The sequence below is a fragment of the Caballeronia sp. S22 genome, from assembly GCF_964261745.1.
GTDB classification, from domain to species: Bacteria; Pseudomonadota; Gammaproteobacteria; order Burkholderiales; family Burkholderiaceae; genus Caballeronia; species Caballeronia jiangsuensis.
Genome location: NZ_OZ180036.1, coordinates 1,323,802 through 1,336,526 on the forward strand (window position 1 = coordinate 1,323,802; position 12,725 = coordinate 1,336,526).

Sequence of the window (12,725 nt, forward strand, 5' to 3'; positions counted from 1 at the left end):
GACACCCGTTGGACCTGATTCAGCTTAAAAGCTCGTGTTAGACGACAATGCGAGTTCGTATGCTTTTCTCCCGTAAAAGGCCACTACAACACTCAGCAAGCTTGCAGCAAAAACGACAATCGAAAGCGAGTGCCCGACGGATAAGTCGTAATGAAAAACATAGTCGGTGATAATCGCGACGAATGTCGGACCCATGCCTAGACCAAAAACACTGGCTGAAAACAGAAGTAACGCCACAGTCTGCCCTCGAAACTGGTTCGGCGCGATAGCATGAATACTGGAAGGACCGAGTCCAGTCGGAACCCCAAGGAAAAAGCTTGCGGCAGCAAGCGAACAGAGTGCTACCGCGGGCGATTCAACCCACCCTACCCATAAAACACAGGGCGGGATAAAAGCCGTTGCCCATCGAATCACCACCATGGCTCCCCCAGCATTTCCCTTCTTGACCAGTCGGTCCGCAAGAACGCCGCCGGTCGCCATGCCAACGCAGCCGGCGGTTAAAAGTATGGTTCCGTAGGCTGTGCCAATTTGGAGCGGACTCCATTTAAAAACTCGAATGAAATATACCGGGAGCCACGCTGCGATCGAGAAATTCACCATCGCCATACAAGAGTTAATTATGATTGCCGTGCCGAGGGCCGCTCTTCGAGCGGCAACAAACCCAAGAAAATCTCGCATGTTCGGGCTGCGGCTGGTGAGTTCTTTCCGACTCGGCTCGCGAATCGTCAAGGCAAGAGCCGCCGCCAGTAGACCGGACGCGCCCACAACGATAAAGGCGACGCGCCACGGAGCGAGTTCGCCAAGGAGCGGAAAATCGACCATCTTCGCGGTAGACAGCGCTTTGACAACCAACCCTCCAAAGATCAGTGCGGTGCCAGAGCCGATAAATATTCCCATTCCGTAGACTGAGACCGCTCTTCCTCGCTTTTCCCTTGAAAATGAATCTGCGATCAGTGAATACGCGGCTGGCGAAAGAGCTGCTTCGCCCACTCCAACAAAAATGCGTGCGACGAAAAGCTGGGCAAATGTATGTGCGAAGCCGCATGCCACTGTCGCCAGGCACCACACGGTAATGCCAGCTACAATTAAGCGGATGCGGTTGTGCTGGTCCGCCCAACGGCCGAGAATTAGCCCGAAGAACGTGTACAGGAGAGCAAACGCAAGCCCCTGCAATAAACTGATTCCAGTATCGCTAATATGCAGATCAGATCTTATAGGGGTAACCATTAAACTTAGTATTAGCCGGTCTACAAACGAGACGCTGTACGCGAATAAAAGGACGCCGACTACGCACCACGCGTATCCTGCCTTTGGGAAACCATTTACTTGTTTGGGCAAGGTCTCAGGTTCAGAGCTTGTCGTCGACAAGGCTTCAGTATTTTCCACAACCGTCTCCAGAAATTTAGGAATGCTATCTTTAATCTCAGCAACACTTCGCCGAGCTCGAACCTCATATGGTGCCGCCCTGGTCGCTTTGCCTTTTCACCGGTTCTCATCGCGTTTCCGAAAATCAGAGCGCGTCCTCGCCCCCGGACACAGGGTCCGGCTTTGCGCAGCGGCGTTCTCTCGGCTTCATCGCGAGCGACGCAAACAGTAGCGCTACAATGCGTGCTCCATCAGGCTGCGGTATGCAAAAAAGGATCGTCGCGAAGGGTGTTTTTAGCCTTTCGGGCTGTACTGCTTTCTTAACTCTTTCCGCAGAACTTTTCCTAATGCGTTCTTCGGTAGCGCCGATGTAAAGAAAATCGTCTTGGGACATTTGTATGAGGCGAGCCGGCCGCGCAAACGATTGATAATCTCTTCGCTCGACACCCCTGAGCCAGTCTTCAATACGACAGCTGCTACAACCTTTTCGACCCATACAGGGTCGGGAATGCCGAATACCGCAGCCTCCAGCACGTCCGGGTCGCCGTAAAGAAGTCCTTCTACTTCTGTGGGAAAGACGTTCTCGCCGCCGGTCACGATCATGTCATTCGTTCGATCGACGATGTAGAGAAACCCTTCGCTATCGAAATAGCCAAGGTCGCCGGTCTTCAGCCAACCATTGCGCATCACCCGGTATGTTGCCTCTTCGTTGTGCCAGTACCCTTTCATAGCGCTTTTGCTTCGCACCACTATTTCGCCGACTTCGCCTGCAGACAGGCTATGGCCATCCTCATTGAGCACCAGCACCTCGCGATCCACAATGGGACGGCCACAAGCAAGAAGTAGGTGCTCGTTATCTGCGGTTAGTGCGCGCAAGTGCGTTACTGAGTCAAAGACAGAGATGACCCCGGCCTCCGTGGAACCGTACGACTGAACGAATCCACACTGAGAGAACACCTGCATTGCTTGACGCAAAAGTATCGCCGGCATAGAAGACGCCGCGTAAAAGAGAATTCGGAGATGACTCAGGTCGGCGGTCTTGGCCGATGGATGCGCCAGTAAAGACCCAATCATCGTAGGCACGAGGTGAACATTAGAAATTCGCCTGGCCTCCAATTCCCGCAGTACGGTGGGAGGCTCAAACTCGGCGAGTATGAGCGTGGTACAGCCGCTCAAGAAACTGGGAAATAAGTGATACCACATACCCCCAGCGTGAAACAGCGGCATGACAGCCATGGTCCGATCACGATCGGTCAGAGACAGAATGTCTGTTGCCGCCGCGCGGCTGTTACCTAACGCACCGGAGTGTGTAATGGCCACGCCTTTTGGCTCTCCCGTAGTTCCGCTGGTGTAGATCAAGCAGAGAATGTCATCGGGCGTAGCAGCCACTATCGGTTCTTCGTCCGATCCGCAGGCCAACAACGCTTCGAACCCTGTCCAGCCACTTCGTGCTTCACCCAGCAGTACGTAGTGGCTCACGCTCGGCAAGGCACTGCGTATGCTTTCGACCAATTCGAGGTTAGCTTCGTCAACGATCAGCATGTCGGGCGCGCTATGCGCCAACAGTTTGACCAGTTCACCTGGTGCTAACCGCCAGTTCAGGGGAACCACGATTAATCCCGATTTCGCAACGCCGTAGACCTCAACGTACTCCGGCCGATTGAGAGACAAGATTGCAACCCGCGCGCCTTTACGCAGCCCTAGACTGGAAGCCGCATTGCAAAGCCGATTGACGCGTTTGTTGAAGTCGCCAAACGTAACCTCATGGCCGTCTACGGTCTCAAACGCGATCTTATCGGCGCGAGCGGCAGCATGGCCTTGCAATACATCAGACAGTGTACGGGCGTGATCGATGATCGTCATTTGCGCACCACTTTGTCCATTTTGCGCTCGAGGAAGTCGCGCAAGCGAAGTTTCGCTTCCTCATCTCCCTGAGCAATTCCCGCCATGAGCATTTCTGTGAACAGACCGCCATTTGGATCCTGTTCAGAGATGCGAGGGATGGCTTGTATGATCGCGAAATTGGCGAGCGGCGCATTGCCGGCAATTTTTTGAGCCAATTCCAGGGCCTTGGCGACACCGGCGCCTGGCTCAGTCAAGTAATGAGACAGCCGCAATAGGTGATGTCCCTCTTCGGCTCCATAGACCCGGCCTGTAAGCATCATCTCGATGACGGTCGACGCGCCAATAAGCCGGGGGAGACGCACCGACCCACCTGAACCGAGAAAAATGCCGCGTGTTCCCTCCGGTAATGCATAGTATGCGTTTGTCTCTGCAACCCGGACATGGGCGGCAGCCGCGAGTTCCAAGCCTCCGCCGATGACTGCGCCGTGAAGCACCGCAATCACGGGTACTTTGCAGAACTGCACCAGGTCATTTAGTCGCTGGCCAATTCGCGCTTTTTCGAAGCTTTCCGCGACACCAGTATCTTTGAGTTCGTTGAGATCAAGGCCAGCGCAGAAGTTGTCGCCGGCGCCGTGCAAAACGATGCCTTTAACATCGGAAGGAATTGATGAAAAGAAGCTCTGGAGGCCGAGCACAAGTTCGTCGCTTAGTGCATTTCGTTTAGCTGGACGGTTTAAGATCAATACCGCAATAGGGCCCTGACGTTCGATGTGCAAGCAGGAAGGCAGTGCGGTCGGCCATACTTCGTCGCTCTCATTCATACGTTACTCCTTGATCCGGCTCGCGGTCGGGATGCTCGCGCGCCATTTGCAACTTCAACACATCGACCAGATTGGTATCCCGCCATGCCGCCCATTGGTCAACTCCCAAGCCTTCTGATAGCTCCTCACTGGCGGCGACGAGGCGAGCTTTAACCTCCGGCGTGAGCTGCGGGACAGCCATTGGGGTCCACCATTCCTGAATGGATCCACCGGCGTGATCAAGAATGCCCCGCATACCTCCAGCCCCTCCAGCGAGGTGGAGCGTAAGCAGGCTACCCATTAGCGACCAGCGCGGACCGAGGCCATACCTAACGGCTGCGTCGATATCTCCAGCGCTGGCAATGCCCTCTAAAAGGCACGCAACCGCCTCCCGCACCAAGGCGAATTGCAGGCGATTGGTCAAATGTCCGCTCGCCTCAGCATTCAGTCTTATTGGGCGCTTGCCGATAAGGCGTGAAAATTCAAGAGCCCAATCAATGACCTCAGGCGTCGTATGTTTCCCGCCAATCACCTCCACTAAGGGAATTAGATGCGACGGATGAAATGGATGAACCACCACCAGACGCTCCGGATGTACACATGACGCCTGCAAAGCAGTCGGTGACATTCCTCCAGTGCTCGATAGAATCACCTTATTTGGTGTAGCCGCAGCGTCGAGTTCGGTAAGCACAGTCCTTTTTAAATCGGGCTGTTCCGGAACGTTCTCCTGAACAAGATCGGCCAACTGAACCGCTTCTGTCGGAGTCGAAACGAACTGAAGTAGATCTAACGGCGCGCTTCGGACCCCGGCTATACCCAAGCTGAACAACCCCGCCCAAGCGTTGGATACAAACTCTCTCACCCGCGATTCCGCCTGTGGCGATGAATCGTATGCGAACACCCTCATTCCGCGTGCCAGGAATAACGCAGCCCAACCGCATCCTACCGATCCGGTTCCAATGACGGCAACCGACCGGATGTCTTGGGGGGGGGTATAAATTGTTTCCGACATGACCATCCCGTAACGCTTATGTTGAACAGCAGTTGAGCCAAGATACGCGTCACTGTCGTGGCCGCAGGCCCATGATCTCGCGCGCTTCTGTGGGCGTTGCCGGTTCGAAGCCCATTTCACGAACTAACCGCACCAATCGCTCGACAAGCTTTACGTTAGTGGCTAATTCTCCGTGCGAGTAGTACAAATTGTCTTCAAGACCTACCCGAACGTGACCGCCCAGGAGCAGCGAATTCATGGCGGCGGGAAGCTGTGCGGCACCAATCGCACTTACATTGAAAACAGAGTTTTTAGGAAGGTGATCGACCATTGTCTGCAAGAGTCGCGGCGTGTAAGGAAGCGCACCTTGGAAAGCGTTAACGCCAAGCACGATGTTGACGAAATGCGGAGCCTCGTCGAGTCCCTCGGCAATCATCCGACTGACATCCTGCACGATATCAGCGAGACCAAAAACTTCCCACTCCGGTTTAATGCCACGCTCCTTGAGCATTCCTGCCAATTGGCGGATCCGCGAAGGCATAGTTGCGACCATGATCTCTTTGCCTCCGAAGCTCGCAAAGACTGATTGCGCGTCAAGCGTGCACATCTCCACGCCTTCGCCTTCCATGCCCTTGAGCCGTTCTTCCCATCGGATCTCCCAATACTCGCTGGCACCGACTTGATGGACCATATCGCCGTCGATCCCGCCCCCAGTCGAGTTGTTCAACACTATGTCGCACTTATCGCGGATCTTCCGATTAATGCTCGTATAAATAGCCGGATCGCAAGTGGCCTCGTCATCTGCACGGCGGGCGTGCACTGCGACAACGCTCGCGCCAGCATTGAAGCAACGGTGCACATCATTGGCAATCTCATCTGGCTGCGTCGGCAGGTTGGGATTCTGCCGTTTGCTTGCCATACCACCGGTGGGTGCAACCGTAACGATCACCTTTGGCTTAGTCATTCGCTTGTCTCCTTGCAAGTCATTGCGATGGCTTGCGGTATGCTATGAATGTAGTGCTTTTTGGCTTTTCAGAGGAATGCCGCCTAGCTATAGCCGCTATCCGCTGACTGGATAAGCTTCGTGGCCTGCGCAAGTCGCACTGGGTTGAAGAAATTCAGCGGTACGAGTAGCTCAAAATTAAATGGTCTACCTGATTAGCGCGACAAACTGAGCTTATCGTGTAACCGAAGGTTCGAATTCTATGAATCCGCCAGAATCAGTGCGTCCAAGGCCAGAGCACTTGTTCCGCTCACCCGCAACGGATTGATTTCCAGCTCCGATATATCAGGATGGTCAAGAAGGATGTTGCCGACGGCGATTATTACGCGTCCGATGGCAGCGCGATCGCATCGAGGCAACCCGCGGAAGCCATCCAGAAGTTGTCTTCCTCGAAGCTCGCTCAGCATTTCGGCGGCGTCCATGTCATCAATCGGCGCGAGGCGTACCGCTGAATCAGCGAGCGCCTCCGCCATTACTCCGCCGAGCCCGACAACAACGCAAGGCCCCCACGATGGGTCGCGAACCCCGCCGACAATTAACTCCACGCCGGGCGGCGCCATCTCTTCGATAAGCACCTGGGCCGGCGTTGAAGTCGGGATGAGCGCAATGGCGTCCAGTGCGGCGGTGAGCGAAGCTTCGTTGGATACGTTAAGGAATACACCGCCCGCCTCAGTCTTGTGAGCAATGTCGGTTGCGACAATTTTGACAACTACCGGCTGGCGAAGATCGTGAAATGCCGTGAACGCCTCGTCCCGATCGGCGCAGAGCCGACGATTGGGGCTATCAACGCCATAGCGTGTGAGCAACTGCTTGGCACTGTCTTCGTTGAAAGGACTTGCGGTCCGCTTATTAGATTGTCGCGCATGATTCAACCGTGGCCTGCTGAGACGAGATTGCGCGTTGGAATCTGATACCAACGCGGCCGCCGCCTTAGCCAAACGCTCCGGTCCAGTGACAGCAGGAATGCCAGATTTCGCGAGGGCATTGAGTGCAGGCTCCACGTCCTCGGGCATGCCAAGCGTTCCGAACAAAATCGACTTCCTTGTCTGAGCTAGTGCCGGCTGCAGGGCCGCCAACGGATCGAGCACTGATGGTTCGCTCAGGGCGAACACCAATACTGCGTCGATTTTCTCGTCGTTCGCGACGCTTGCAACGACATCCGGAAAGTTTGAGCCTGGTCGTCCAGTGTCTACCGGATTCTTCACATAAGTCATCGGCGGAAGAAGAGTCCGAAGACGATCGACGGTTTCGTGGGTGAACTCCGGAACATGTAAACCGGCTGCCTTCAACCCGTCGACAATCAGGAGTCCCGGGCCGGCCTGCCCCGTAACAAGGGCGACTCCGCTATTCGCCTTTGCGGGCAGGCGACCCTGAGAGAGCACAACGGCGGCTTCGGCAAGTGCATCGGTCGAGTCGACCACAACGACGCCTGCTTGCGTAAGGGCGGCAACGGTTCGCTGATGTGAGCCCATCAAGTTTCCCGTATGAGAGACCGCGAACTCGCCGATGTCGGACTTGCCCGCGATCAGCGCTACCGTTGGTTTGCGTCGCGTCACATCCCTCAATAAGTCGAACAACTCGCGCCCTCGAGGCACGCCTTCAAGATGCAATGCGATTGCATCTGTGTTGGGGTCGTCGGCCAGCATTCTGACTACGTCACTCGTTCCGACGTCGACGGCGTTTCCTAACCCTACTGCCAATGAAAGGCCTGCTCCCAAGCGGTGTATCAGGAAGGACAACGTCAGATTGACCCCGCCCGACTGAGCAACAACGGCAATCTTTCCTTTCCTCAATCGGTCCACGCCCGGAACAAAGCTGGCGACACACGCTTGATGTGGGTTAATAAAGCCAGACGTATTAGGACCCAGAAGACGCAAGCCAGTTTGACTGCAGATTCGAGCCAATTGCTCCTGAAGGTGAACCCCTGCGCCGCCGATCTCGCTAAATCCCCCCGAGATTATGAAAATTCCTCCGACGCCGGCTGCGGCGGCCTCCTCCGCCGCTTTCACACAGTGCTGGGCTGGGATAGCGAAGATGGCCAGGTCCACAGGTTCCGGCAACGCCGCAAGCGTCGGGTAACACGGAAATCCCTGAACCTCGCGTTCGCGCGGATTAACGGCTACCAGCGTTCCTGGAAAATTACTGAGTGACTTGAGCGCCTGGGACCCCGCCTTTGAAGGATCGGATGAGGCGCCTACGACGGCGATCGAGCGCGGGCTCAGTAATCGCCGAAGATTTTCTAGACGGAGGTTGTCCAGTCGGCCTGACACGTCGGCGCCGATTGTGCTTGCGTTCATTGTTGTCTCCAATAATGCCTGCACCACGAGCGTGGCTGGCTTCAGGTTGAATCTTGACGGCCTCCGGGTTAATTGGATAATGCTACGCAGCTATACTTGTTATCCAAAAAACGGAGAACGGCGATGGACTCTCGTCTGCTTGAGTATTTCCTGCGTGTGACCGAACTAGGGAGCATTAACAAAGCCGCCGCCGATCTGGGTCTATCGCAACCCGCGTTGTCGCGGCACATAGCCGCGTTGGAACACGAGATGGGAGCAACGCTGTTAGTTCGCACCCAAGGCGGTGTGACTTTGACTGACTCCGGGAAATTGCTGTCGGATCGCAGCCGGTCCCTACTGAGGCAGTACGCAATTCTCAAAGAGCAAGTTGGCGAGAGGGCAGCGGGCCAATTGTCGGTTGGCATCCCACCGTCATGGCAACGAATCTTTACCTCTCGCTTCGTAGAAAAGATCACCGCCAGCTATCCGGGAGTGTCATTGCGGGTTTACGAGGGTGTCAGTAACACACTACGCGACTACATGTATGCCGGCCTTCTTGATCTTTGTATCGCTCCGTTCGACAACAACACGGCGGCGGGATATCGCCAAACGCCACTTTTGCGAGAGCCCTTGGTCCTCGTAGGAGGAGAGACAGAGCAGCTTGAGCCGGACGAACCGGTTAGCATTTCGCGCCTTGCGGGTACAAAGTTGGTGCTACCGGGTCGTCCAAACTTCCTTAGACTTCAAATCGAGAACACGCTGATTCGGAAGGGGCAAGACTTTCGCCTGGCGGTCGAGACGGATACCTTAACGTTATGCCTCGACCTTGCCAGGAAAGGTATGGGGTTCACTGTCGTTCCAGCATGCGCGCTGACAGGCCTCGATTTCGGCGCAGCCGTCAGATGGGCTCCGATACGTGGTATGTATATGACCTGGGCTGTCTGCGAGAATCAAAGTAGGACTCACTCGCAAGCTTTGCGTGAAGGGCGCCGACTGGTCTTCAGCCTCGTCGCCGAGACGCTTGAGGCTCGCACTTGGTTCGGCGCGGAACCGGCCGGCGGAGCCTTGTCCAGGCTCAGCGCGGCGCGACCTTAGTGATTTGCGGCGCAGACTCAACTGAAACCGAAAGGACCCGCGAACCGCGCAACCGATGACGACTACCGGATAGCAATGGCCCTTATAAAGCGCTTTCGTCTCACGACGCGTTACGCGACCCGCTGCGCAACATGACAATACCGTGCTGAAGCCAGGATGCTTCACGCTGGTCCCCTGTCCTCCCTGAACAGATAAAGCGCCTCCTGAACAGGCCGATCGGAAAAAGAAAACAACACGCTGTCTTCGTCCGCCTCATGGCTCACCTGATGCCAGGACGGAACCACGAAGATATCCCGCTTGCACCATTCCACGACTACGTTTTTTCCGATGCGGCTACGGCCCCGTCCTTCGATCGGCACAAAGACCGTCGCGTCGGTGGAACGATATGAGGCAGTAGAAAAGCCACGAGGCAGCAATTGCATGAAAGTACCCATGGTCGCCATCGCGTACTTGCCGTTACTCGGGTTGACGTACCTCATTTTCAGCCCGTGACAAGGATCCCACGCGTTCGTACGGCGCATCCGTTCCAACGCTTCGCGCGTCCGCGCGTATGGATAGTTGAAGATCGGGGAAGTGCCGCCACCCGAATGATGATCAACCGGAAGAAGGTTCGCGCCATAGCGGACATCGCTGTCTCCGATGGGGCGCGTAATCGGTTGCTCGTCCTCGTCAAGATGCTCGGCGAACGAGGTATCAAGGAACTGCACCATGGGTATGTCAAGACCGTCGAGCCAGATGATTGGCCTGTCGCTTTCATTGCCATGGTCGTGCCACGCCATTGGTGGCGTGATAATGAAGTCCCCTTCGTCCATCATGGTGCGCTCGCCATTCACCGATGTGTGAGCGCCACTGCCTTCCAACACAAAACGCAAGGCTGTTTGCGCATGGCGGTGGGCCGGCGCAACTTCGCCGGGAAGGACGAGTTGCACGCCCGCGTACAGATCGGTTGTGATCTTCGATTCACCGCGGAGGCCGGGATTCTCCAGCACGAGCACGCGTCGCTCAGCCTCTTTCGCCGTAATAATGGTGCCCGCTTCCATCATCGCTTCGCGGACATCCTCGAAGCTCCAGTGGGCCGGCACGCATTTGCTGCGAGGCTCGGGCGTGATCAGGTCATTGAGCGAAGTCCAAAGCGGCGCGAGATTCTTCTGACCGATTCGTTCGTAAAAGGCCTTGCGCTCGGACGTCTCAATCAGGCCTGCCGTACCGGTGCTATCGGACATCATGTACTCCTCTCTCGGCCGACTCGCTCACGCGCTTACCGAATACCCGCGCAGGCGCCGTTTCCTTCAATGCGACGACTGCGATGGCTCCCGCGCAGATCGTCCAGAGCGGCATGCTCACCGCATGTTCGATGCCAAAATGCTTGGCCAGATAGCCCGCGTAAGCAGGCGCTACGCCGCCGCCGAATACTTCGCCGATACCGATGATCATGCCCGATGCCGTGGACATCAGTTGCGCCGGCACGGCCTCCGCCGCGACCGGGCCGACAGTCAGTGTGATCAGGCTATACAGACAACCCATTGCGACCATCAGGCAGACGAACAACGGAACTGGCGCCGCACCCGTTCGCAGGAAAAGCCATAGCGACAGAAATACGCCGGCCGCTGAAAGCAGCATGACGGGCTTGCGGCCGACCCGGTCTGATAACGCCGGCAGCACGAGCGCGCCGAGCGCGCCGCCGAAGCCGAGTGACGAAAGAACGAAGCCCATCTGCTGCATGTCGAGATGCAAGTAGTCGACAAGATAATTGGGGAACAGCGCAGCAATGACGATCTGGCAAGCGAGCCAGCACAGCATGCATATGATGCCAAGCGGCACATTGCGATAACGAAACACTTCGTACCAGCGATGTTGGGAAGTGTCGTGCGTCGCCGTGTGCATCGCAATATCAGCCGGTGATGGCCGACGCAACACCCGTTGTGCGAGGAAGGCTACGATGAAACCCGGAAGTGCCACGAGCAGGAAAATCCATGGCCAGTTCATCACCTTGAGAAGCTGCGTCACCACGATCGGTGTGAGACCAAGTCCAAGCAGGGCCGGCATCATTTGCTGGAATCCGACATTGCGTCCATGCCGGCTCGGCGGCGACGCATCCATGGTCGCAATAATGCTCGCCGGCGTGAACGCGCCCTCCGCCACCCCCATGAATGCGCGGATCGCGATCAGGCTGCCGACCCCCGTCGCAAGTCCGCCGAGACCTGCCAGCAACGAAAAACCGATCATCGCTGGTACGATGACCCGCTTAAAGCCGATCCTGTCCGAGAGATTGCCTGTCAGGAGCGCCGACAAACCCCATGCGAGTGCCAAGGCTCCGGTGATATGACCGAGATCCTGATAGTCGAGCTTCAAGTCGCGCATCAGTACCGGCATCAACGGCACGATCAGAAAACGATCGATGCCGACCAGCCCCATTCCGAAGGCCATCAGGGTGACGGTCTTCCATTCGTACCTCTTTGACGGCTCGACATGTGACGGCGCGTCCGTAGAGGGCGTCAGCGGAGGGTTGATGTTCATTCGAAATCCTTCTGGTTCGAGGGCATCGCGCGTTCGAACTCCGGCAGTGCCAGCGCCGCATCCGAGATTCGCTGCAAGTTAGGAAAGGGAGTCATGTCCAGATCAAAGTTACGGGCATTGATCACCTGAGGAACGAGGCAGATGTCCGCCATGGTGACGTTGTCGCCGTGGCAAAAGCGCCCTGTTTCGGGGCTTGTGGAAAGCATGGACTCGATGGCGCCAAAGCCATCCGCTATCCAGTGGTTGTACCAACTCCTGATCGCATCTTCCGGCTGATGAAGCGTTTTGCGCAGATAGTCGAGAACGCGCAGATTGTCGATGGGATGGATGTCGCAAGCGACAATCTGTGCCAGCGCACGAACGCGTGCACGCGCGGCCGCATCGATAGGTAGCAATGGCGGATCGGGACGCGTCTCATCGAGGTAGTCAAGAATGGATAACGACTGGACCAGCACGCGGCCATCCATTTGCAGCGTTGGCACGAGCCCTTGACGATTCAACTCTACGTAGGCTGGTGCCCGCTGCTCGCCGCGCCGCAGATGATGAAACGCATCTGCGTAGGCGATCCCCTTGAGGTTAAGCGCTATCCGCACGCGAAATGATGCGGAAGACCGGTAGTAGCCGTGAAGTGTGACGGGCTCTTTCATGAGATCGAATCCGTCAATTGCGGCAATTCGTCGGTCCGCGCCGGCGCGCAGACAAGGTCACATACGAGCCTTGCAAAGCGGTCCGCGAAGCGGGACGCGTCTCTACTGTAGGCATGGACGGCCGTGTCCGATACCGGAGGTTCATCGATCATCTTCGTCTCCTGCTCGTATCATGTTGCTACCGAC

The 12,725-nt window shown here is 56.4% G+C and carries 10 protein-coding genes; 1 reads left to right on the plus strand and 9 read right to left on the minus strand.

Annotated features, from left to right (window positions below; all coding sequences use genetic code 11):
- Positions 1 to 24: 24 nt before the first annotated feature.
- From ACEN42_RS21495 to ACEN42_RS21520, 6 genes are all read right to left on the minus strand, one after another.
- Entirely contained in the window at positions 25 to 1,386 is a 1,362-nt protein-coding gene (locus ACEN42_RS21495) for a spinster family MFS transporter (protein WP_371881378.1), read from the minus strand.
- Between the two features lie 273 nt (positions 1,387 to 1,659).
- Positions 1,660 to 3,228, minus strand: a complete 1,569-nt coding sequence (locus tag ACEN42_RS21500) for a long-chain-fatty-acid--CoA ligase (protein ID WP_371881379.1) — start codon at positions 3,226 to 3,228, stop codon at positions 1,660 to 1,662.
- On the minus strand, positions 3,225 to 4,031 hold the full coding sequence (locus ACEN42_RS21505; protein ID WP_371881380.1) for a crotonase/enoyl-CoA hydratase family protein: 807 nt from the start codon (positions 4,029 to 4,031) through the stop codon (positions 3,225 to 3,227). The genes ACEN42_RS21500 and ACEN42_RS21505 overlap by 4 nt, the downstream gene beginning before the upstream one ends.
- Positions 4,024 to 5,028 (minus strand): 3-hydroxyacyl-CoA dehydrogenase NAD-binding domain-containing protein, encoded by a 1,005-nt coding sequence (locus ACEN42_RS21510; protein WP_371881381.1) that lies wholly within the window; start codon positions 5,026 to 5,028, stop codon positions 4,024 to 4,026. The genes ACEN42_RS21505 and ACEN42_RS21510 overlap by 8 nt, the downstream gene beginning before the upstream one ends.
- A gap of 43 nt (positions 5,029 to 5,071) precedes the next feature.
- The gene (locus tag ACEN42_RS21515; protein ID WP_371881382.1) at positions 5,072 to 5,965 is read right to left on the minus strand and encodes a 3-keto-5-aminohexanoate cleavage protein; all 894 of its coding nucleotides are present in this window, start codon (positions 5,963 to 5,965) and stop codon (positions 5,072 to 5,074) included.
- A 239-nt stretch (positions 5,966 to 6,204) separates the two neighbouring features.
- On the minus strand, positions 6,205 to 8,301 hold the full coding sequence (locus ACEN42_RS21520) for an acetate--CoA ligase family protein (RefSeq protein ID WP_371881383.1): 2,097 nt from the start codon (positions 8,299 to 8,301) through the stop codon (positions 6,205 to 6,207).
- Between the two features lie 123 nt (positions 8,302 to 8,424).
- Between ACEN42_RS21520 and ACEN42_RS21525 the strand changes: the two genes are divergently transcribed.
- A complete protein-coding gene (locus tag ACEN42_RS21525; protein ID WP_371881384.1) occupies positions 8,425 to 9,375 on the plus strand; it encodes a LysR family transcriptional regulator in 951 nt (316 codons plus the stop codon).
- A gap of 161 nt (positions 9,376 to 9,536) precedes the next feature.
- Here the strand turns inward: ACEN42_RS21525 and gtdA are convergent, their stop codons facing one another.
- The 3 genes from gtdA to maiA are packed head-to-tail and all read right to left on the minus strand — an operon-like array spanning position 9,537 to position 12,539.
- Positions 9,537 to 10,598, minus strand: coding sequence for a gentisate 1,2-dioxygenase (gene gtdA, locus ACEN42_RS21530; protein ID WP_374191201.1), 1,062 nt, complete (start codon positions 10,596 to 10,598; stop codon positions 9,537 to 9,539).
- Positions 10,588 to 11,892: an MFS transporter gene (locus tag ACEN42_RS21535; protein WP_371881386.1), complete on the minus strand. Its 1,305-nt coding sequence runs from the start codon at positions 11,890 to 11,892 to the stop codon at positions 10,588 to 10,590. Before ACEN42_RS21535 ends, gtdA begins: the two co-directional genes overlap by 11 nt.
- Entirely contained in the window at positions 11,889 to 12,539 is a 651-nt protein-coding gene (gene maiA / locus ACEN42_RS21540; protein WP_371881387.1) for a maleylacetoacetate isomerase, read from the minus strand. The genes ACEN42_RS21535 and maiA overlap by 4 nt, the downstream gene beginning before the upstream one ends.
- Positions 12,540 to 12,725 lie beyond the last annotated feature (186 nt).

Coding starts and splice junctions, on each gene's coding strand:
- ACEN42_RS21500 (WP_371881379.1), bottom strand. CDS start 3,228: ATGACGATCATCGATCACGCCCGTACACTGTCTGATGTATTGCAAGGC.
- ACEN42_RS21505 (WP_371881380.1), bottom strand. CDS start 4,031: ATGAATGAGAGCGACGAAGTATGGCCGACCGCACTGCCTTCCTGCTTG.
- ACEN42_RS21510 (WP_371881381.1), bottom strand. CDS start 5,028: ATGGTCATGTCGGAAACAATTTATACCCCCCCCCAAGACATCCGGTCG.
- ACEN42_RS21515 (WP_371881382.1), bottom strand. CDS start 5,965: ATGACTAAGCCAAAGGTGATCGTTACGGTTGCACCCACCGGTGGTATG.
- ACEN42_RS21520 (WP_371881383.1), bottom strand. CDS start 8,301: ATGAACGCAAGCACAATCGGCGCCGACGTGTCAGGCCGACTGGACAAC.
- ACEN42_RS21525 (WP_371881384.1), top strand. CDS start 8,425: ATGGACTCTCGTCTGCTTGAGTATTTCCTGCGTGTGACCGAACTAGGG.
- gtdA (WP_374191201.1), bottom strand. CDS start 10,598: ATGTCCGATAGCACCGGTACGGCAGGCCTGATTGAGACGTCCGAGCGC.
- ACEN42_RS21535 (WP_371881386.1), bottom strand. CDS start 11,892: ATGAACATCAACCCTCCGCTGACGCCCTCTACGGACGCGCCGTCACAT.
- maiA (WP_371881387.1), bottom strand. CDS start 12,539: ATGAAAGAGCCCGTCACACTTCACGGCTACTACCGGTCTTCCGCATCA.